We start from the raw sequence: 20,262 nt of genomic DNA, 5'->3' as shown, positions 1-20,262 counted from the left end.
GGCTGACGGTCCCTGCGACCAGCCAGCCATGACAGACGCTCACCCGCTCGTTCGACTCGAGACGCTCGCACTGATCGCCGTCGGCGGCTTCGCCGGCTCGAACCTTCGGTTCTTCGCGATGGGGGCGCTCCCGGACGTACCGTCGATCGTCCTCGTCAACGCCGTCGGAAGCGCCGCGCTCGCTTTTCTGGTCTACGAGGCCGAATACGCAGGGTACGTTGGACCACGGGCCCGACTCGTCTTCACGACCGGCTTTCTCTCCTCGCTGACGACCTACAGCACGTTCGCGCTGCAGGCCGCGCTCGTGTCGGCTCCGCTCGCCCTGCTCGGCATCGTCGCCGCCAACTACGGGCTCGGAGCCGTCGGCGTGCTCGTGGGGCGAGCGCTCGCTCGCCGGATCGGCGAGCCTCGCTCTACCGGGGGTGAGGCCGCATGAGCCCGACGCCGTTCGACCCGCTCGTCGGTGCGCTCGTCGCGATCGATCCCGAACCGGCCCACGTCGTCGGCACGGGTGGCGCGATCGGCGCGATCCTCCGGTACTGGGTCTCCGAGTGGGTTTCCGCTCGGGCCTCGAGCGATCGGCTACCGCTCTCGACGTTCGCGGTCAACGTCGTCGGCAGTTTCGTCTTCGGGCTCGCGGTCTTTGCGGGCGCGGGCGAGTCGACGCTGTCGCTCGTCGGAACCGGGGTCTGCGGGTCGTTTACGACCTTCTCTTCGTTCTCGGTCGAGACGCTCCAGTTGTACGAACGCGGCGACCGGGCCCTCGCGGCCGGCAACGCCGCGGCCAATCTCGCGTGTTCGCTCGCGGCGATCGGCCTCGCGTGGGCGCTCGTCGCCGTCGGCCCCGTCTGAGGCCGGACCGGCGATCCCGGTCGGGACCCGTTAGCGATCGGTCACGTACGGTAGTGATTCCCACTCACTCGAGCGATCGCCTCGCGTTCGATCCGTGGTAGGTTTATGGTCGGGGCGCGTGAAGCGACGCTATGGAGGCTCGCCAAGAGGCGTGGCGCATCTACCGCGAGTCACTCCCGATTCTCGCGGTCAGCCTCGCCGGCGGGATCTTCGCGGGCTCGGTCCTCGGATCGGAAGGGATGACGGACGGATTCGAACGATTTCCCGGACTGCTCTTATTACTTCCCGCCTTCCTCGCGACTCGAGGGAACGTCTACGGCGCGATGGGGGCGCGGATCTCGAGCGGACTCCATCAGGGGATGATCGATCCGTCGTTTTCCTGGGATCGGCGGCTGGTCAACGCGGTCGTCGCCTCGTTTATCAACGGCATCGGTATCTCGGTGTTCATTGCCGTCCTCTCGTGGGGAATCTTACATCTGTTGGGACGCGAGTCCGCGAGACTCGTCGAACTCGTCGGCATCATGCTTGTTTCGGGCGTGCTCACCTCCGTCACGTTGATCTTCGGGCTGCTGGCGCTGGTGTTTGCCAGTTACGAGTACGGGCTCGATCCCGACAACCTGATCGGCCCGATCGTCACCACGCTCGGCGACATCTTCGGCGTCGTCTTCCTCTTCGTCGCGATCACCGTCGTCGGGGGGATCTTCTGATGGCGGCGACCGACCCTGAGGACTCGCTTGACTCGTGGTCGATCCGCACCATCGTCGCCACGATGTTCCCCATTCTGATCGCGCTCTCGATCCTCGAAATGGGGTCGGGCTACGTCCTCGAGGAACTCGAGGAGACCTACCTCGCCAATCCGACGCTGCTGGTGCTCGTCCCCGTGATGATCGGGATGGGCGGGAACCTCGGTGCGATCCTCTCCTCGCGGCTCTCGACGCGGCTCCATCTGGGGCTACTCGAGTTCGATCCGCGGGACGAGGTGCTGTGGACGAACGTGATCGCGATTATGGGCCTCGCGATCACGATCTTCTCGGCGCTCGGGCTCATCGCGTGGGTCGTCGGCCAAACCATCGCCGCACCGATGGCGCTCGCCGATCTCATGCTCATCTCGGTCGTCAGCGGCATGCTACTCGCCGCGATCGCGACCGTTCTCAGCATCGCCGCGACGTACATCTCCTACACGCAGGGACTCGATCCCGACGACACGACGATCCCGGTGGTGACGAACGTCTGTGACATCCTCGGCGTGGTCGTCCTCTCGGTCGTCGCGATCGTCGTCCTGAACTAACAGCGGATCGTCGCGTGATTTCGGGCTGCAGACCGACCACGAAACTGATCCGGGTCTCGATGCGGTAACTGCGTCTGCGAACTGAGCACTGGCCGGTCTCTCAGGACTGGGAGTTATATGACAGACCGAATTCACCGAAACGTATTATTGAATTGATCAGTATTATGTCGCATGGATGGAAGCCCAGTCATTCCGCTCGACGAGTCGAGTAAGGGTGCGGATAGCCCCTGGTTGCTAGTGACATTCCTACTCATATTTCTCGCGTTTATAGTGCTTATTTATTTCACGTTTTACATGTGATCCGCGGTAAAAGCGAAAGCCCAGCGGAGTACGCAGCGGAAAATCGCGAGACTCGCGTCTCGTCGGTCGGGACGGAGCGACTCGAGAAGGCGACGTCCTCCCGTCGTATCTACATCTTGTGACCAGAGTGACTTAAAGAGATATCCGGCGTGACCCGGGTTGCCGAACGGACCACTGGTGACGCTGCGGCGACCATCGATGTGACTGGGGGATCTGAGTACTCGAGAACGGCCAGCCTCCCGTCATAGCTCTATCTTGTGACCAGAACCACTTAAAGAACGAGCGGGGAGGCGGCGGGTTGTGGTGACTGGAAATCCGCCCAGCAGACGAACGCCGGCGGCTACGCCGATGCGAGGTCCCGGAACGCCGCCGCGGCCGTCCGGGTCCCCTTCGAGATGAGCACGTCGCCGCCGCGGAGTTCGGCGTCGGCGTCCGCGACCAGCAGCCATCCTTCGCCGGGCCGGCGGATCGCGATCACCGACATCGTCGACTCGGCGTCGGGAACGCCGGCGGTCACCGCGGTCCCGTCGAGGTCGCTCCCCTCCTCGACCTCGACGCGGGCGATTATCTCGTCGCTCTCTTGGACCGCCACCTGGACGACCGGGTGGACGTCGATGTCCCGGAGAACCCCCTCGCTGATCTCGATCGCGGCGTCGCTGATCCGCTCCGTACAGTTGCCGAGTTGGATCAGCCCGCGCAGGACGACCGGATCGGCCGCATCCGCGGCCGCCCGAAGCGTCCACGCCTCGAACCGCGACTGCATCGCGTCGACCTCGACCTCGAGGTTGCGGACCTCCTCGGCCAACTCTTCGCTGTCGAAGAGCACGCTGCTGTAAGCCAGATCGACCGCCAGTTCGGAGAAGTCTTTCATGTGGACGATCGTGTCCACCGCTCGCTCGAGGTCGTCGATATCGGGCGTCTCGGCGCTCGGGGCCTCGTAGGCGGTGCCGGTCAGCGCCTCGCAGACGTCGCCGATCGCCGACTCGGGCCCTCGAAGGAGCGCGACGTCGTCGGCCTCGACGCGGGTCGTCGGCCCCGGGTTGAGCAGCCAGTCGCTCCCCCGCCGGAGCGCGATCACCCGCACGCCCGTCTCGGACTCGAGGTCGATGTCCTGTAGCGTGCGCCCGGCGTAGGAGGACTCCGCCGCGACGACGCCCCGCAGGAGCGCTTCGGCGGCGTCGGGCAGCGCCGCTCGCATCGCCTCGGGCAGGCCCATGTCCTCGAGGACGATCTTCGCGATGTCGCCCGCGGCGTCGCTGATGCCGTCGGCCGCTCCGACGATTCCCAGGACGGGCGCGAGCTGTTCCGCGTCGGCCGGCTTTCGGGCGGCCATCAAGAGGCTCATCCGCGCGCGAAGCTCGAGGACGTCCATCCGCTCTTCGAGTCGGAGCACCTCCGTCGCGAGCTCCTCGCTCTGGTGGAGCACGGCCGAGTACGAGAGGTCGATCAACAGCTCGGCGGTGTCTTTCATCTCCACCAGCACGTCCTTGACGCTGACGGGCTCGTACTCGATCGGGGTCGACGACGTCTCGCCCTCGAGCGGATCCATACCTCGAGAGTGGTTGCCCCACGGAAAAAGGGTTTCCCGCTCGAGTAGGGCCGGTCGAGCGATCAGCCGACGCAGCCTTCCGACACGGTTTTGGCCGGGCGCAAAGAACGCACACCAATACCAATGCTCGACCGGACCTATCTGCGCGAGAACCCCGACGAGGTACGCGACGCCCTCGACGACCGCGGTGCCGACGTCGATCTCGACGAGCTACTCGAACTCGACGAACGCTGGCGGGAGCTGAAAGCCCGCGGTGACGACCTGCGCAACGACCGCAACCAGATCACCGAGAAGATCGGCGAACTCGTCGCCGAAGGCAAAGACGAGGAACGGGAGGAGGCCATCGAGCGGTCGCGGGAACTCAAAGCCGAAATCGAGGACGTCGAGGACGAGGCCGTCGAACTGCAGGAGAAACTGCAGGAACGAATGCTCGAGGTCCCGCAGGTGCCCCACGAGAGCGTCCCACTGGGGGTCGACGAACGCCACAACGAGGAGGACCGGCGCTGGGGCTTCGACGACCTGCGCGACCTGCCCGACGAGGTCACACCCCACTACGACCTCGGCGAGGAGCTGGACATCATCGACGAGGAACGCGCCGCCAAGACGACCGGGTCCGGCTTCTACTTCCTCAAGGGCGAGGGCGCACAGCTCGAGCACGCCCTGATCCAGTTCATGATGGATCTCCACCGCGACCAGGGTTACGTCGACCTCTTCCCGCCGGTACCAGTCAAGAGTGCCTCGATGCGCGGCACCGGCCAGCTCCCGAAGTTCGCCGACGACGCCTACCGACTGGGCGGCAGCAACGAGGAGGAGTACGAGGACGACGACCTCTGGCTCTGTCCCACCGCGGAGGTGCCGGTCACCAACATGTACGCCGGCGAGATCCTGTTGGACGACGACCTCCCGCTCAAACATCAGGCCTATACGCCGAACTTCCGACGCGAGGCCGGCGAACACGGGACCGAGACCCGCGGAATCGTCCGCGTCCACCAGTTCAACAAGGTCGAACTCGTCAACTTCGTCGAGCCCGAGGAAAGCTACGACCGCCTCGAGAACCTCCTCGGGGAAGCCGCGGACGTCCTCGAACGGCTTGGACTCCCCTACCGCATCCTCGATCTCTGTACCGGTGACCTGACCTTCGCCAGCGCCAAGACCTACGACATCGAGGTCTGGGCCCCCGGCGACGACATGGACGACGGCCCCGAGGAAGGCGGGCGCTGGCTCGAGGTCTCGAGCGCGTCGAACTTCGAGGACTTCCAGGCCCGCCGCGCCGGCCTGCGCTACCGGCCCGAACGCCACGAATCGGCCGAGTACCTGCACACCCTGAACGCCTCGGGACTGGCGATTCCGCGGGTCATGGTCGCCATCCTCGAGTACTACCAGAACGAGGACGGCACCGTCACGATCCCCGAACCGCTGCAGCCGTACATGGGCGGCAAAGCGGTCATCGAGGGGCACGAAAAGGTCGGCGAGAGCGCGCTCGGTGCAGGCGAGCGAGAATAGAGCAGATCGACATTTCGCGGCTCGTCCGTTTTCTGTCAACGAGAACGATTATAGTGGTGAAATCGGATCTACGGGTATGTACATCGATCTCCATCAGAAGGTCGTTGCCTCGGTTATCGGCGTGCTGTTTGTCGTCGGGGCGTTCGTTCTGGCCACGTGGTGGCTCGCATTGGTCGTCTTCTTCGTCATGGCTCCCTTCTTCCTGAAGGTCCTGACGGCGTGAGGACGTACCGACGCGACCCACCGCTCTTGACGATCGAAAGAAGACGGAAAGCGTCTCGCGACGCGTTCGCGAGACAGTTGTTCTCCAAGCAGTGCGCGGCAGCGAGCGCACCCGAAGAAAACCGGTGAGAACGGCGTTTAGATGTAGTCGATACTCGGCGGCAGCTCGAGTTTCATGCCCTTGCGCTCGCGGATCTCCATGATCTTGTCACGCTGGAGCGAGTCGGACATGACCTCGAAGCCGGCGTTCTCCGTGTTCCAGGAGGCACGACCCTCGGTCGCGGAGCGGATGTCGCTCGCGAAGCCGATCATCTCGCCGACGGGCGCGATGCCCTCGACGACCATCAGATCGCCTTCCTGGTACATATCGTCGACGCGGCCACGACGGCCCTGAATCTCGCCGGAGGCAGCGCCCATGTGGTCGTTGGGCACGTCGATACGGACGTCCTGCATCGGCTCGAGCATCTTGATCTTGCCGTCGATCAGCGACTTGTGGACGGCCTCGCGGGTCGCGGGGATGACCTGTGCCGGACCGCGGTGGATGGTGTCCTCGTGGAGTCGCGCGTCGTGCAGACGGATAAGCGATCCCTGGACCGGCTCGTTGGCCAGCGGACCGTTATCGAGGGCTTCCTCGAGGCCCTCGATGACGAGTTCCATCGTCTCATTGAGGTGCTGGATACCCTTCGTGTCGTCGATGAGGATGTTGGTCCCGTGGATGTGCTCGACTTCCTGGGAATCGTCCTTGTCCATGCCGGCCTCTTGCAGGGCCTCACGGCGGTCCTGCTCGGGCATGTCCATCGAGGCCTCGCCTCGCTGGATCGTCTCCACGAGCTCGTCGTTCATCGGCTCGATGGAGATGTAGAAACGGTTGTGGCGGTTCGGCGAGATGCCCTCGACCTGATCGCTCGCCTGCTGGGGCTGCTCGCGGTAGACGACGATCGGTTCGCCGGTGTTGACCGGAATGCCCTGGTTCTTCTCGATACGCTGGGTGATGACCTCGAGGTGGAGCTCACCCTGCCCGGAGATCAGGTGCTCGCCGGTGTCCTCGTTGATGTTGATCTGGATCGTCGGGTCCTCCTTGGAGACTTGTCGAAGCGTCTCGATCAGCTTCGGCAGGTCGTCCATGTTCTGGGCCTCGACGGACTTCGTAATGACCGGCTCGGAGATGTGCTCGATCGTCTCGAAGGGCGTCATCTCGACGCCGGAGACGGTCGAGCCGGCGATCGCGTCCTTGAGACCGGTGACGGCGGCGATGTTCCCGGCGGGAACCTCGTCGACTTCCTCGCGCTCGCCGCCCATGTAGACGCCGACGGACTGAACGCGGTTCTTGCCCGCGGTCCCGGAGACGTACAGCTCCTGGCCCTTCTCGAGGGTGCCCGAGAAGACGCGGCCGGAGGCGACTTCGCCCGCGTGGGGGTCCATCGCGATGTCGGTGACCATCAGGACGACTTCGCCGTCCTCGTCGACCAGACGCATCTGTTCGGCGATCTCGGACTGGTCGTCGCCACGCCAGACGCGTGGGATACGTCGGGGCTGGGCGTCGATCGGGTTCGGGAAGTGCTCACAGACCATGTCGAGCACGACATCCGACAGCGGGGTTCGCTCGTGGAGCTCCTGGCGCTTGTCGGCGCGCTCGAGTTCCATGATCTCGGCGAAGTCCATGCCGGTGCGCTGCATCGAGGGCATGGAGACGCCCCACTTGTAGAGGGCAGAACCGAAGCCGACGGTCCCCTCTTCGACGGAGACCGTCCAGTCCTCGATATCGTCCATGTCCTCGGTCATCCCGCGGATGAGCTCGTTGACGTCGCGGATGACCGAAAGGAGTCGCTCCTGCATCTCCTCGGCTCCTTCCTGGAGTTCGGAGATGAGGCGGTCGACCTTGTTGATGAACAGGGTCGGCTTGACGCCCTCGCGCAGGGCCTGTCGCAGCACCGTCTCGGTCTGGGGCATGGCCCCTTCGACGGCGTCGACGACGACGAGCGCGCCGTCGACGGCGCGCATCGCTCGCGTGACGTCGCCACCGAAGTCGACGTGGCCCGGCGTGTCGATGAGGTTGATCAGGTGGTTCTGATCCTCGTACTCGTGGGTCATCGAAACGTTAGCCGCGTCGATGGTGATCCCGCGTTCCTGTTCGTCCTCTTCGGTGTCCATCGCGAGCTGCTCGCCGGCAGTCTCGTCGGAGATCATGCCGGCACCAGCCAGGAGGTTGTCCGTAAGGGTCGTTTTTCCGTGGTCAACGTGAGCGGCGATGGCGATGTTCCGGATGTTCTCCGGGTCGTCCATCAGCCGTTCACACTCTTGGACGATCTTCTTGCGTCGGCCCATATATCCCCCAATACCGCCAGCGGGGTCAAAAGGGTAGTGTTTCGTCGCCGCCGGATTTCGTCGTTCTTTCCGGTCCGAGCGTTTGAATATCCAGTTTGAGTGAGTGAACGGTTCTCATCATTCCGCGGGCCGTGGCAACGCCGAGTCCACGGCTGGGCCGTCACCCGGCTGGGAACCGGTCCGCGCTGACGACCGGGGACGATCCGTCGGCGGGCAGAGGGCGGTTCGGTTCCGTGCAACCGCACAAAAGAGTCAAATCCCGTCGGACTCTTGGTACAGTCACACATGAATATTCGAGTACAGGGCCCGGGACCGACTTCTCCATTCCTCAGCGCCCGCGACCGCTTCGAAACCGAACAGGACCTCTCGCTGCCGGTCCACATCCGCCTGCGGGACGACCCCGACGAGCGGACGTGGGCCGCCCACTACGACGACCGCCACGTGCTGAACATCTCGAGGCAGGCCGCCTCCTCGGCGATGGCTCCCGAACTCGCCCTCCACGAGTTCGCTCACATGGCCCGCCACGAACAGCAACACCCCTCCCACACCCAGTCCACAGAGGAGGTGCTCTACCTCGCACTGGCCGGCAAGAGCGTCGAACGGCGCAAGCTTTCACACTGCTACCAGATCGCAAACCACATGAAAGACATCTACGCCGACGACATCACGCTCTCGGTCGGTCCCGGCGAGAAACTGCTCTCCTTCCTCGAGTCGAGTCTCGCGGCGGCCGTCGCCGACCGGCCCGAAACGCCGTCCAGACCCGGCTTCGAACGACTCTCCGCGAGCGCAGATCCCGAGATCACGGCGGTGAACGCGGCCTTCGCGCTCGCGCTCGCGGAGCGACACGATCTGGTCGACGAGGACCACCGGCTGTACGACCTCGCGCACGCGGCCGCGATGGACGCCCCAGAGATCGACTTCGACGGGTTCAAACGCCGCTTTCGGGAACTCGCGCGGGAACCGGACACGAGCGCGTACCGACAGGTGCTCGTCGACGCGACGCGGTCCTACGTCGGCAGTGAAAGTCACGCCGCGGACTGAGTCAGCCGTGGATCGACCTGATGGTTAGAACTGTCGATAGCGACCTGCAGCCTCGAGAGAAAACAGCCGAAAGACGGGCCGCTTAGCGGGCGGCAGCCGCGACGCGTTCTTTCTCCTCTTTCTGACTGACCGCGTAGGTCTGGACGTCGTAGTTGGCCGCGCCGATGAGCTGGCGGGCGATGGCCTCTTCGACGTCAGTCGTCGTCTTGAACGAGTCGTTGTAGACGCCCTCCGCGAGGAACTTCAGCGCCTGATCGACGCGGCGCTGGGGAGCGACGTCGACGGCCTTCGGGACCGAGATGCCACCGTATTTCAGGCGGACGGTCTCCTCCCGCGGGGCCGCGTTCTCGACTGCCGTGACGAGCACCTGAATGGGGTTGTCCTCGGTGCGCTCGTTGATGATGTCGAAGGCATCACGGACGTAGTTGAGTGACTGCTGTTTCTTGCCCGTGTTCTCCTCGGTCTGCATCAAGCGGTTGATGAAGCGCTCGACGATCGAGATCTCGGACTTCTTGAACTGCTTGCTGGCGTGACGACCCGCGGTGTGAGCGACGGGCGACACCGTGATGTAGCGCTCGGTCGAGGGGTCTGCGTACTCGATCTCGACGAGGTCCCACGTGCCGAAGAGCTTTGCCGAAACGTCTGCACCACCGGCCGGCGCGTCCGGATCTGGTTGATCTTCTGCAGCCATGATTATCGCACCGGTTTCTCCGCGTTCCCGCGAACGAGTTCCTTCAGCGCGACGCCGTTGACCTTGTCGACCTTGTAGTTGACACCGGAGAGGTCACCCATCGCACGACCCTTCGCCCCACCGATCCCGGCGATGGTGACTTCGTCGTGTTCGTCGATGAACGAGATCGCACCGTCACCGGGACAGAACGCGGTGACCTGTTTCCCGTTTTTGATCAGCTGGACTCGGACGCACTTTCGGATCGCCGAGTTGGGCTGTTTGGCTTCGATGCCGACCTTTTCGAGTACGATACCGCGAGCCTGAGGTGCGCCCTCGAGCGGGTCGGACTTCTCGCGAAGTCCACGGGCGCGGCGCGCGTAGTCCGAGTCGGACCACCGCTGATTCTGGCGGTCCTTCTTGAGCTTGCGCGCGGCGTATTTGCCGTTTGCCATAGGGGCCGCTATCCGTCGAAGGCACTTAAGCGACCTGTTTCGATCCGGCGTTACGGCTCCAGATCGCTTTAGGAACAGTGCTCGCCGAATCTGTGGGCGTTTCGTTGACTCGAGTTACCGAACGAGCGCGGGTTAGCGACCCTCGGCAGGCGAGAGGTGTCCGAACGGCGGCCGGCTGCGACGAGCAGTCGCTGTCGAAGCGACCGATCTCGAAACGGGAAAATCACCGCGATCGACGACCTCAGATCAGCTGTACGTCGTCGATCCCGAAATGCCGCGCCGCGAGCGTTCGGGCGGCGTCGATCGTCCGCCCGTTCGTGCCGATCGCGACGCCGTGGTCATCTTCCGCGACCTCGACGTAGGCGACGGTGTCGTTGTTCTCGCTGATCGTGACGTTGTACACCGCCGCGGGCGCGAGGAGGTTCGCGACGAACGCCTCGGCCGTCTCCGCCCCTTCGACGAGGCGGACCTGTGCGTTGACCCGGTCCTCGAGGCGTTCGACCGTGCGGCCGCCGGGGCCGATCGCCTCGCCCATGCCGCCGCGTTCGACGACGATCAGGAGCCTGTCACCGCCCTCGGTGACGAGGCAGTCCCGGCCGTCGACACCCGTTACATCCTCGAACGCGGCGAGGTATTGGCGGGCGTCGTCATCGAGGGTAACGCCCATCGATCAGTCGGCCTGACTGCTCCCGGAGGAGGTCGATCCCATGCGGAGATCGACGTCGCCGGTCCCGAGCTTGATCGGTTTGCCGACGATGACGTTCTCCGTGACGCCGTCTAAGTCGTCGACCTCGCCGTGGATCGCGGCGTTGAGCAGGTGGTTGACCGTCACCTCGAACGCCGCGCGGGCGAGGACGGACTCCTTCGAGCCCGAGATGCCGTGGCGACCGATCGACTCGATCTCGCCGCGGTTGCTCATCATGTCCGCGACCAGCATCAGGTGCCGGACGTTGACGTCGTCGAGTCCCTGCTCGGCGAGCGTGTTGTTCGTCTCCTCGATGATGGCTTCGCGGGCGGCCTCGATGCCGAGATTGCGGTGGATCTCGTGGATGTTGTTACATGTCGTCCGCGAGGCGTCAACGCCCTCGATATCGAGGACGTCACCGAAGGCCGATCCCTCGGTGTAGAGGACGAACTCCTCGTTGCCGTTGTCGAGTTCCTCGCGGCGGATAACGACCCGCGAGACCTCTTCGATCCCCTTGAACGTGATGTCACGCAGTTCCTCGACCAGTTGGAGGAGATCGCGGTAGGACGGCTCCTCGGGACCGAATTCGATCTGGGATCCCTGCTGGATCGTCTTCACGCCGAGGGAATCCTCGATGATCTCGGCGACTTCCTCGGCCGAAATCATCCGCTCTTCGAGGGTGTCCTCGTTGAGCGCGATCTGGACGCGCATGTCGGCGACGTTCGTCGACACGTCACCCAGCGCGAGGATCTGGGTCGCCTCGATGTTCCAGACGACCTCGTGGGCCTTCTCGCGTTCGGTCGCGTACTCGCCCTCGAGGTAGACAGTCATCATCGGCGTGTCCGGGGTCTTTCGGGCGTCGACGAGCTCGATCAGTCGGGGCAGCCCCTGAGTCACGTCGATCTCTGCGACGCCGGCGTAGTGGAACGTGTTCATCGTCAGCTGCGTTCCGGGTTCGCCGATCGATTGGGCCGAAACCGTCCCGACGGGGTCGAGCGGGTCGACCCGCGTGTTGAGATAGCGGGTTTCGACGGCCGCCGCGAGTTCGTTGGCCTCCTCGACCGTCGCGCCCTCACGGGCCTCGAGGGTCTCGTAGACCTCGTCTTTGAGTCGGCGGGGCAGGTCGGTGTCCTCGACGACCGCGATCGTGTCGTCGTCGACGGCGTAGTCGACGTTAGTCATCGGAGCTCACCTCCGTACCGTCGGTCAGTCGATCGTCGGCGTGTTCCGAGAGGTTCGTCGGCTCGGGTCGGGTGCCGAGGAACTCGTCTCGTTCCGTCTCGGAGTCGAACTCGGAGTCGAGTACGCGACTCGCAATCTGGTCGACGTCGATGTCGTTGTCGTCGTCCGAGGAGACCTTCACAGGACTGGTGCCGTCCTCGCCGAACTCGAACTGGATGATGGTGTCGCTGGAATCGCGAACCGTTCCGTCGTACTGAGTCTCGAGTTCGTGGAGTGCGTTGATCAGCCGCCGCTGCAGGTAGCCGGACTTCGAGGTCCGGACTGCCGTGTCGACCAGGCCCTCGCGGCCACCCATCGCGTGGAAGAAGAATTCTCGAGGTGTGAGCCCGCTCGTATAGGAGTTCTCGACGAATCCGTGTGCCTCGGCCGAAAGGTCGTTGGGCTCGTAGTGAGAGAGGGTTCGGTCCTCGTAGCCGCGGTTGATTCGCTCGCCCCGAACCGCCTGCTGGCCGACCGCACCGGCCATCTGGGTCAGGTTGAGCATCGACCCACGCGCACCGGAGTTGGCCATGACGACGGCGGGGTTGTCGTCTTGGAAGTGCTCGTCAGCGATGTTACCCGCGTTGTCACGCGCACGCGAGAGCGACTGCATGATCTTCATCTCGAGGGTCTCGTCGATCGTTCGGCCGGGGAGACTCTCGAGTTCGTTGTTCTCGTAGGCCTCGATCAGCTCTTCGACGCGGTCGTTTGCGTCCGCGATGGTCTCGTCGATGCGGGCCTGTGCTTCGCCGGGGATGGTCTCGTCGTCGATCCCGATCGAGAACCCGAAGTGCATGATAGCACGCATCGCCAGCGTCGAGACCTCGTTGACGAAGATCCGAGCGCGCGTGTTGCCGTAGACCTTCGTGATCGTGTCGACGATCTCGCCGCCGAACTCGCCGACCTCGTCCTCGGCGATGGTGCCTTTGAGCAACTGGCCGTCCTCGACGACGACCTCGTCGCCGACGGTGCCGGTGAACTCGAGGTTCAGATCGTCGGGCAGCAGTTCGGAGAAGACGTCGTAGCCGGTCCAGAACGGCTCGCCCTCGTCGTCGACGCCGCTGGGGTCCGGAAGCTCGTCGATCCGGGTCGCACGGAGCAGATCCAGCGCCTGCGTCTCGTTGAATCGGGGGTTGTCGTGAGTCAGGAGATACATCCCGGAGATGTGGTCCTGAATGGCCCCGATGATGTTCTCGCCGAACCGCGGCGAGAGCATCTGCTCTTGGACGCGCATGAGGACGCGCGCTTCGGCGCGGGCCTCCTCGTTTTGGAGCGCGTGCATGTTCATCTCGTCGCCGTCGAAGTCGGCGTTGTACGGCGGACAGACGACGGTGTTCAGCCGGAACGTCTTGTACGGCATGACCACGACCTCGTGGGCCATGATCGACATCCGGTGGAGCGATGGCTGCCGGTTGAAGATGACGATGTCGCCGTCGATGAGGTGGCGGTTGACCTCCCAGCCGGCCTCGATCTTTTCGGCGAGCTGTTCGCAGTTCTTCTCGGTCACCTTCAGCCGACGACCGTCCGGCCGTCGGACGTAGTTCGCGCCGGGGTGGCCCTCGGGGCCGTTCGAGACGAACCGTCGGGCGTCCGCGACGTTGCGTTCGGTGACGTTCATCGTCTGGGTCATCTCCTTTGCGACCCGGTCGGGAACGCCGACCTCGTTCATCGAGAGCGTCGGGTCCGGCGAGATGACGGTTCGAGCGGAGAAGTTCACGCGCTTCCCCGACAGCGAGCCCCGGAAGCGACCCTCCTTGCCCTTGAGCCGCTGGGAGAGGGTCTTCAGGGGCCGACCGGAGCGGTGTCGCGCCGGCGGCGTCCCCGAGATCTCGTTGTCCATGAAGGTGGTGACGTGGTACTGGAGCAGTTCCCAGAGGTCCTCGATGATCAGCTGGGGCGCACCCGCCTCGCGGTTCTCCATGAACCGCTGGTTGATGCGGATGATGTCGACCAGCTTGTGGGTGAGGTCGTCCTCGGAGCGCTGGCCGTTATCCAGCGTGATCGACGGTCGCGCGGTGACCGGCGGAACCGGAAGGACAGTGAGGATCATCCACTCTGGACGGGATCGCTCGGGGTTGATCCCCAGTACCTCGATGTCCTCGTCCGGGATGTTCTCGAACCAGTCCCGGATGTCGCTGGGCATCAGCTTGTTCGTGTCCTCTTCGGTCAGATCGATATCTAAGGCCTTCTCGATGGCCTTGCGCTGGCTCTCCCGCGGACGGAACGAGCCCGAGAGGATCTCGTTGACTCGAGTGAGTTCGATCTCCGTCTGCTCGGCGAGTTCGTCCGGCGTCGTTCGCTCGACGCCTTCTTCCTCGTCGCCTTGCATCGCACCGGCGATGCGCTGGGAGTACTCGCTCGTGAGGACCTGCTGGACCTCGTAGTAGGTGGTCGGCTTCTCGTGGTCGATGTCGTACTGGATTTCGCCACAGAACGGACACCGGTCCTTTTTGCGAGCCTGCCGGATCGCCGCTTTCGTCACGTCGTTGAGATCGCGGCTCAGCTTCCGGGATTCCGTGAGCTGGTCGCGGAACTCGTCGCGTTCGTCCTCGGTGAGGAGGAGCTTCGAACACTCCCGACAGGTCCCTCGCAGGAGCCGCCGGATGAGCTTCGTAAAGCCGACGTGGATGACGGGTGCGGCCAGTTCGATGTGGCCGAAGTGACCGTTACAGGAACCCGAATGCTTCCCGCAGGTCTTACACTCGAGGCCGGGGTCGATCACGCCCAAACGCGGGTCCATCAGCCCCATGTCGATGGGGAACCCGTCGTCGTCGTAGGTGTCAGCGGTGATGATCTTCGTCGCGCTCATCTCCCGGTACTCCTCGGGCTCCATGAGCCCGAAGGAGAGCGAACCGATGTCTTTGGGTGTCGTGTCTTGCATGGGTTAGACGGCGTCCTCCAGTTCGAGTCGCGGTGCGATACCCAGCGCCTTCATCTCGTCTAAGAGGAGCTTGAAGGCGTAACTCATCTCGATCTCGTGGATATCGGTTTCCTCGTCGCAGTTCGGACAGTAGACACGCCGTTGTTCGACGTTTTCGACCGCGCTCATCCCACAGTTCGCACAGATGTGGATGAACTCGCGGTCGGACTCGTCGAGGAGTCGTTCTTTCAGCGTCATCGCGGCCCCGTGGCCGATGAACACGTCGCGTTCCATCTCCCCGATACGGAGTCCGCCCTCGCGGGCGCGCCCCTCCGTCGGCTGCCGGGTCAGCACCTGCACCGGTCCGCGCGAGCGGGCGTGCAGCTTGTTCGAGACCATGTGGTAGAGCTTCTGGTAGAAAATGACGCCGACGAAGATCTCGGCCTCGATCTTCTCGCCGGTGACGCCGGAATACATGGTCTCCTTACCGGCCGAATCGAAGCCGGAGTCCTCGAGTCCGCTCCGAAGTTCGTCCTCGTCCTCGCCGAGGAACGGCGTCCCGTCGACGCGGCGACCCTCCATCGCGCCGAGCTTGCCGCCGATCATCTCGAGGATGTGGCCGACGGTCATCCGTGACGGCAGCGCGTGGGGGTTCAACACGAGGTCCGGAACGACGCCCCCCTCGGTGAAGGGCATGTCTTCCTGGGGTGCGAGGTGGCCGATGACACCCTTCTGGCCGTGTCGCGACGCGAACTTGTCCCCGAGTTCGGGGATCCGCTCGTCGCGCACCGAGACCTTCGAGAGCTTTGAGCCGTCCTCGCCCTCCATGAGCGTGACGGTGTCGACGATCCCGGACTCGCCGGATCGCATGGTGACGGAGGTCTCGCGTCGTTTCTGTGGCGAGAGACCGCCCATGTCGTCGGGCTCCTCGAGGAACCGCGGTGGGGAGGTCTTCCCGAGCAGGACGGAGTTCTCGTCGACCGTCGTCTCGGGGTTGACGAGGCCGTCCTCGTCGAGGTGGTTGTACGCTTCCTCGCCGCGGGCACCGCGGACGTCCTGGGAGGGAATCTCGAAGCGATCCTCCTGACCGCCGGGGTACCGGCGTTCCTCGCCCTCGTAGGTCCGGAAGAAATGGGAGCGGGCGAGCGCGCGTTCGACGCTGGCCTTGTTCATGACCAGCGCGTCCTCGATGTTGAACCCTTCATAACTCATGACGGCGACGACGAAGTTCTGTGCCGCCGGCCGCTCGTCGTAGCCGATCTGTTCGGTGGTCTGGGTCTTGACCATCGAGAGCTGCGGGTAGTGCAGCAGGTGCTGGCGCGTGTCCGGTCGAATGCGGTAGTTCGCGCTCGGCAGCCCCAGCGACTGCTTGATCATCCCTGCCCCCATCGTAATGCGGGGCGAGGCGTTGTGCTCGGGATACGGAATCATCCCCGCACCGATCGAGAAGATCAGCGAGGGGTCGATCTCGAGGTGGGTGTGTTTCTCGGTCAGATCGTCCTCGTCGACGCCGACGAGAATGTCCTCTTCCTCCTCGGCGTCGATGAACTCGATGTAGCCGTGATCGACCAGATCCTCGAACTCGAGGTCGCCCTCGTTGAGCGCCTCCATCTCCTGGTCGGAGATGCGCGGCTCGCCGTCCTCGACGACAAGCAGCGGTCGGCGGGCCCGTCCTGCGTCCGCGTTGACGATCACTTCGCGGGTGCGATCTTTCACCGAGACGTTGACCATCTCGCTGACGTCGCCGATGCGTCGTGCTTCCCGGATCTGTTCTGCCAGTTCGTGCGGATCGGGATGGGTCCCCACCAGCGATCCGTTGACGTAGACTTTCGCCTCTCGTTGTTGGCTGCTCATGATTTAGTCGTCCCCTGAGGCCGCCGTTCGTTCGATTCCCTCGAGGCCGGGAATGCCCTCGACCCCCATGGATGCCAGTTCGCGTTTGAGTTCCTGTTCGTCCTCGACGTTCTGGGAGAGCTCCATCGACTGCGCGAAGTTCTTCACCAGCCCACAGTTCGGCCCCTCCGGCGTCTCGGAGGGCCCGATGCGACCCCACTGGGTCGCGTGCAGGTCCCGCGCTTCGAAGTGTGGCTGCGAGCGCGACAGCGGGCTGCGAAGCCGGCGCAGGTGCGACAGCACGCCCATGAAGTCCGTTCGGTCGACCAGCTGGCTCACGCCCGAGCGGCCGCCGACCCAATTACCCGTCGCGATCGGGTGCTCGAGGCGCTCGGTCAGGACGTCCGAGCGGACGACCGTGTTCACCGAGAGCTGCCGGTTGCGCATGTTGGCGCGCTCGAGTTGGTACTTCACGTCCCGGGCCAGCTTGTTCAGCGCGGTCCGGAACAGGTCCTTCATCAGGTCGCCGCTGACCTTCAGGCGCTTGTTCGCGTAGTGGTCCTTGTCATCGGACTCGCGCCGACCGAGCGCGAGTTCGAAACAGGCCTCGGCCATCCGACAGAGGTAGTGGGCCTTGTTGATCCGGACGTCTTCCTCTTCGACGCCGTCCTCGTGGAGGTGGGGCAGCAGATAGCGGTCGATGACGTAGTTGGCCCGCTTGAGCTGGTAGTTTTTCCCCTGGCCGGAGGCGACGCGTTTCCCGAGTTCCTCGATGGCCCCCTCTTCGGTCTGGACCTCCGCTTCCTCGAGGTTTTCGAGCATGTACTTGACGACCTCGGGGTCGTTCGAGACCTTGTGGACGATCTCCTCGTCGCTCTCGAGCCCGAGTGCGCGTACGAGTGTGACGAAGTTGATCGAGCCCGACACCGACGGGAACGAGACCTCGAGTAGCCCTTCGCGGTTCCGTTCGCACAGCACCAGCGCGCGGTAGCCACGGCGCTGCGAGAAGGTCTTTGCGACCTGAATCTCGTCGCCGTACTTGGTGTCGTACTCGGCGAGGATCTTGTTGGGTGCGAGGTCCTCGCTGGTCATCAGGACCCGCTCGGAGCCGTTGACGATGAAGTAGCCGCCGGGGTCGGCGGGGTCCTCGCCGATCTCGATCAGTTCCTCGTCGGAGAAGCCGGCGATGTTACACTTGTCGGAGCCGACCATGATCGGCATCCGGCCGATCTTCGTCTCGGTCGAGTCGACGACCCGCTCGTCGCCCTCCTCGCCCTTGACGATGGACATTTCCATGAACACCGGCGCGGAGTAGGTGATGTTTCGGAGTCGGGCCTCCTGTGGGTACAGCAGTTCTTCGGAGCCGTCGGCCTCCCGAACGCGGGGCGTGACGACGCGGACATCGCCCAGTTCGACGTGGACCGGCTCCTCGCCTTCCTTGTCGCCGATGTCCGTATCGATCGTCTCCTTCTCGTCGACGACCTCCTGCATCCCCCGGTTGAGGAAGGCGTTAAACGAGCGGTAGTGATGTTCGGCGATCCGTTCCTTCGAGAAGTATTCGCGCGAGATCTCTCGTCGTTTGTCGCGGTTGAGTTCCATTGCCATTTATTCCACCACGTATCGATAGACGACTGACTGATCGGTCGTCCGCGAGTCGCGAACGATCTTGATTACGTCGCCGAGCTCTGCGTCGTCCGGCAGCGCGGCATCGGTGCGCTTTATCTTCGGTAAATCTGTACGGTCGATATCGTATTCCTCGAGCACTTCCTCGAGGGCCTCCTCCTCGAGGACGGTGTGCTCCGGAACCAGTTCGTGTTGGCTTACGTCTACCATGTATTGGTGTGAGTGTGGGTGTGCGTGTCGGCTATTGGGAGAGAAGCGGCTGTCACGAGATACTACAGGCAGATAGCGGCGGGAGGCATTTAACGGTTACTAACTCGACGCACAAGCAGGGCTACCCGGCCGGGCGAACCTGACCGGAACCGTCGATCACACTCGTGAGTATCCGGTTCTCAGTTATATTCCTTGTGGGTCGTGTGCAACGGTGTCACGGGACAGTCGTGTGTGGCCGGCTCGAGCGGGTAATCACGTGGCGGTTGCCCGTACCATACGGCGAATAATTGAAAAGCCTTAATACTAGCAGCGGGTAACGATGTGATGGAGCCCGGGTGGTGTAGTGGCCCATCATACAACCCTGTCACGGTTGTGACGCGGGTTCAAATCCCGCCTCGGGCGCTTTTTCGAAGACTAAATCGACGAGCGGAGCGAGTCGCTGTTCCTCAAGAAACGGAATAAGGGATTTGAAAACAAAGAGTCACATGCCCGGAACGGTCGAACGAAGTGAGACCGCAGCCCGGAACGTCTCTGTCGGATTCAAATCCCGCCTCAGGCGCTTTTCGAAGATCAACGCGACGAGCAACGCGTGGCGCATAGCGCCTCAAGCAGATGCTCTCGCATGCAACCGCGAGCGGCGAGTATGAAACCGATCGGAGAGAGCGATGAAAGCGTCGCGACTCGCACTCTCACCGAGGAGAATATTTGCCGCAATCATGCTTATTTGTCGATGAGAATATATTGACTCGAGATTGCAGAGCCGTGGTCACTGCTGACAAATAGTTCGCCTCGATGTGCCGGTTTGTCACTTGGCTGTCTGAACAATCTCGGAACAAAACCCTTAATACTGTGACCGGGCAACCAAGAGTTGCAAGCCCGGGTGGTGTAGTGGCCCATCATACAACCCTGTCACGGTTGTGACGCGGGTTCAAATCCCGCCTCGGGCGCTTTTTCGAGGACCAAATCGACGAGTGCTTCGTGTGTCGGTACGAGGTCATGAACGGGCCGTAAGCGAAGCAGGCTGTTGCTTTCAGCAAAAACCACGTCCAAGGGAGTAACACTACGACTGTCTCGTCACCCGATTGTTCTTACCGGATCCCGCGGCGTCTCACGGTATGCGAAATTCGAAAGCAGTTGGCGACGAAACCGAAGCGAGAGCGATTTCCGAACTCATCGCGGCTGGTCACAGCGTCTCGATTCCGTTCGGCGATAACGACAAATATGACCTGATCGTCGACGACGGAACCGAACTCTACCGAATTCAGTGCAAAACAGGGTGGTCGAATAAGCCGGAAACGCTCCGATTCAACACGCACTCACAGACGACGAAAGACGGAACCTACCACGAGGAGACGTATCACGGATCGATCGACGCGTTTCTGGTCTATTATCCCGAAAACGAGCGGTTTTACTGGATCCGTGCGGCCGACGCAACGGAACAGAAGATGGAACTTCGGTTCGAGTCCGAAATAGACCATCCATCGATAAACTGGGCGGCGGAGTACGAATTTAACGGCTGCATTCCGTGCTCTTCCGAATCGAGTTCAAATAAGACCACTAGGTAATTCGAACGAGCGACAGTCAAATGCTAATTGTTTAGTCATTCCTCATCAGTACGTCAGAAAACA

Annotated in this window: 18 protein-coding genes and 2 tRNA genes; 10 read left to right on the top strand and 10 right to left on the bottom strand. The window is 63.2% G+C overall.

Going from position 1 to position 20,262, the window contains the following annotated elements; translation table 11 throughout:
• The first annotated feature begins 28 nt into the window (after positions 1-28).
• The 4 genes from C489_RS15660 to C489_RS15645 all read left to right on the top strand — a co-directional run bounded on the left by C489_RS15660 (position 29) and on the right by C489_RS15645 (position 2,140).
• Positions 29-436 (top strand): CrcB family protein, encoded by a 408-nt coding sequence (locus C489_RS15660; protein WP_006432297.1) that lies wholly within the window; start codon positions 29-31, stop codon positions 434-436.
• Positions 433-852, top strand: a complete 420-nt coding sequence (gene crcB / locus C489_RS15655) for a fluoride efflux transporter CrcB (RefSeq protein ID WP_006432296.1) — start codon at positions 433-435, stop codon at positions 850-852. Before C489_RS15660 ends, crcB begins: the two co-directional genes overlap by 4 nt.
• A gap of 131 nt (positions 853-983) precedes the next feature.
• Positions 984-1,559: a magnesium transporter gene (locus C489_RS15650; protein WP_006432295.1), complete on the top strand. Its 576-nt coding sequence runs from the start codon at positions 984-986 to the stop codon at positions 1,557-1,559.
• Positions 1,559-2,140, top strand: a complete 582-nt coding sequence (locus C489_RS15645; RefSeq protein WP_006432294.1) for a magnesium transporter — start codon at positions 1,559-1,561, stop codon at positions 2,138-2,140. Before C489_RS15650 ends, C489_RS15645 begins: the two co-directional genes overlap by 1 nt.
• Positions 2,141-2,780: 640 nt before the next feature.
• Here the strand turns inward: C489_RS15645 and C489_RS15640 are convergent.
• Positions 2,781-3,989, bottom strand: a complete 1,209-nt coding sequence (locus C489_RS15640; RefSeq protein ID WP_006432293.1) for a potassium channel family protein — start codon at positions 3,987-3,989, stop codon at positions 2,781-2,783.
• A gap of 123 nt (positions 3,990-4,112) precedes the next feature.
• Here C489_RS15640 and serS point away from each other — a divergent pair, with 123 nt between their 5' ends.
• Complete coding sequence (gene serS, locus C489_RS15635; RefSeq protein ID WP_006432292.1) at positions 4,113-5,492, top strand: serine--tRNA ligase; 1,380 nt, start codon at positions 4,113-4,115, stop codon at positions 5,490-5,492.
• A 76-nt stretch (positions 5,493-5,568) separates the two neighbouring features.
• A complete protein-coding gene (locus C489_RS22265) occupies positions 5,569-5,715 on the top strand; it encodes a hypothetical protein (RefSeq protein ID WP_006432291.1) in 147 nt (48 codons plus the stop codon).
• A 137-nt stretch (positions 5,716-5,852) separates the two neighbouring features.
• Here the strand turns inward: C489_RS22265 and C489_RS15630 are convergent, their stop codons facing one another.
• On the bottom strand, positions 5,853-8,039 hold the full coding sequence (locus C489_RS15630) for an elongation factor EF-2 (RefSeq protein WP_006432290.1): 2,187 nt from the start codon (positions 8,037-8,039) through the stop codon (positions 5,853-5,855).
• Positions 8,040-8,324: 285 nt separating this feature from the next.
• On the opposite strand from C489_RS15630, the gene C489_RS15625 reads away from it, so the two are divergent.
• Positions 8,325-9,080 (top strand): DUF5781 family protein, encoded by a 756-nt coding sequence (locus tag C489_RS15625; RefSeq protein WP_006432289.1) that lies wholly within the window; start codon positions 8,325-8,327, stop codon positions 9,078-9,080.
• 82 nt (positions 9,081-9,162) lie between these two features.
• Here the strand turns inward: C489_RS15625 and C489_RS15620 are convergent, their stop codons facing one another.
• From C489_RS15620 to C489_RS15585, 8 genes are all read right to left on the bottom strand, one after another.
• Entirely contained in the window at positions 9,163-9,771 is a 609-nt protein-coding gene (locus C489_RS15620) for a 30S ribosomal protein S7 (RefSeq protein ID WP_006432288.1), read from the bottom strand.
• Positions 9,772-9,773: 2 nt separating this feature from the next.
• Positions 9,774-10,202: a 30S ribosomal protein S12 gene (locus C489_RS15615; protein WP_004267302.1), complete on the bottom strand. Its 429-nt coding sequence runs from the start codon at positions 10,200-10,202 to the stop codon at positions 9,774-9,776.
• A gap of 241 nt (positions 10,203-10,443) precedes the next feature.
• Entirely contained in the window at positions 10,444-10,869 is a 426-nt protein-coding gene (locus tag C489_RS15610) for a NusA-like transcription termination signal-binding factor (protein WP_006432287.1), read from the bottom strand.
• A gap of 3 nt (positions 10,870-10,872) precedes the next feature.
• Positions 10,873-12,069 carry a DNA-directed RNA polymerase subunit A'' gene (gene rpoA2, locus C489_RS15605; RefSeq protein WP_006432286.1) on the bottom strand — a complete coding sequence of 399 codons (1,197 nt, stop codon included), beginning with the start codon at positions 12,067-12,069 and terminating at the stop codon, positions 10,873-10,875.
• On the bottom strand, positions 12,062-14,989 hold the full coding sequence (locus C489_RS15600; protein ID WP_006432285.1) for a DNA-directed RNA polymerase subunit A': 2,928 nt from the start codon (positions 14,987-14,989) through the stop codon (positions 12,062-12,064). The genes rpoA2 and C489_RS15600 overlap by 8 nt, the downstream gene beginning before the upstream one ends.
• A 3-nt stretch (positions 14,990-14,992) precedes the next feature.
• Positions 14,993-16,822 carry a DNA-directed RNA polymerase subunit B gene (gene rpoB / locus C489_RS15595; RefSeq protein ID WP_006432284.1) on the bottom strand — a complete coding sequence of 610 codons (1,830 nt, stop codon included), beginning with the start codon at positions 16,820-16,822 and terminating at the stop codon, positions 14,993-14,995.
• A 3-nt stretch (positions 16,823-16,825) separates the two neighbouring features.
• A complete protein-coding gene (locus C489_RS15590; RefSeq protein WP_193364784.1) occupies positions 16,826-18,406 on the bottom strand; it encodes a DNA-directed RNA polymerase subunit B'' in 1,581 nt (526 codons plus the stop codon).
• Positions 18,407-18,634, bottom strand: coding sequence for a DNA-directed RNA polymerase subunit H (locus C489_RS15585; RefSeq protein ID WP_006432282.1), 228 nt, complete (start codon positions 18,632-18,634; stop codon positions 18,407-18,409).
• A gap of 329 nt (positions 18,635-18,963) precedes the next feature.
• Here C489_RS15585 and C489_RS15580 point away from each other — a divergent pair.
• The 3 genes from C489_RS15580 to C489_RS15570 all read left to right on the top strand — a co-directional run bounded on the left by C489_RS15580 (position 18,964) and on the right by C489_RS15570 (position 20,199).
• Positions 18,964-19,036, top strand: a tRNA-Asp gene (locus tag C489_RS15580).
• Between the two features lie 472 nt (positions 19,037-19,508).
• Positions 19,509-19,581 (top strand) — tRNA-Asp (locus C489_RS15575).
• A gap of 168 nt (positions 19,582-19,749) precedes the next feature.
• Positions 19,750-20,199 carry a group I intron-associated PD-(D/E)XK endonuclease gene (locus tag C489_RS15570; protein WP_006432281.1) on the top strand — a complete coding sequence of 150 codons (450 nt, stop codon included), beginning with the start codon at positions 19,750-19,752 and terminating at the stop codon, positions 20,197-20,199.
• Positions 20,200-20,262: the final 63 nt, after the last annotated feature.

Origin of the sequence: Natrinema versiforme JCM 10478 (assembly GCF_000337195.1) — an archaeon.
GTDB classification, from domain to species: Archaea; Halobacteriota; Halobacteria; order Halobacteriales; family Natrialbaceae; genus Natrinema; species Natrinema versiforme.
Note: the sequence above shows the minus strand (reverse complement) of the source record. Positions and strands in the feature narration are given on the sequence as shown.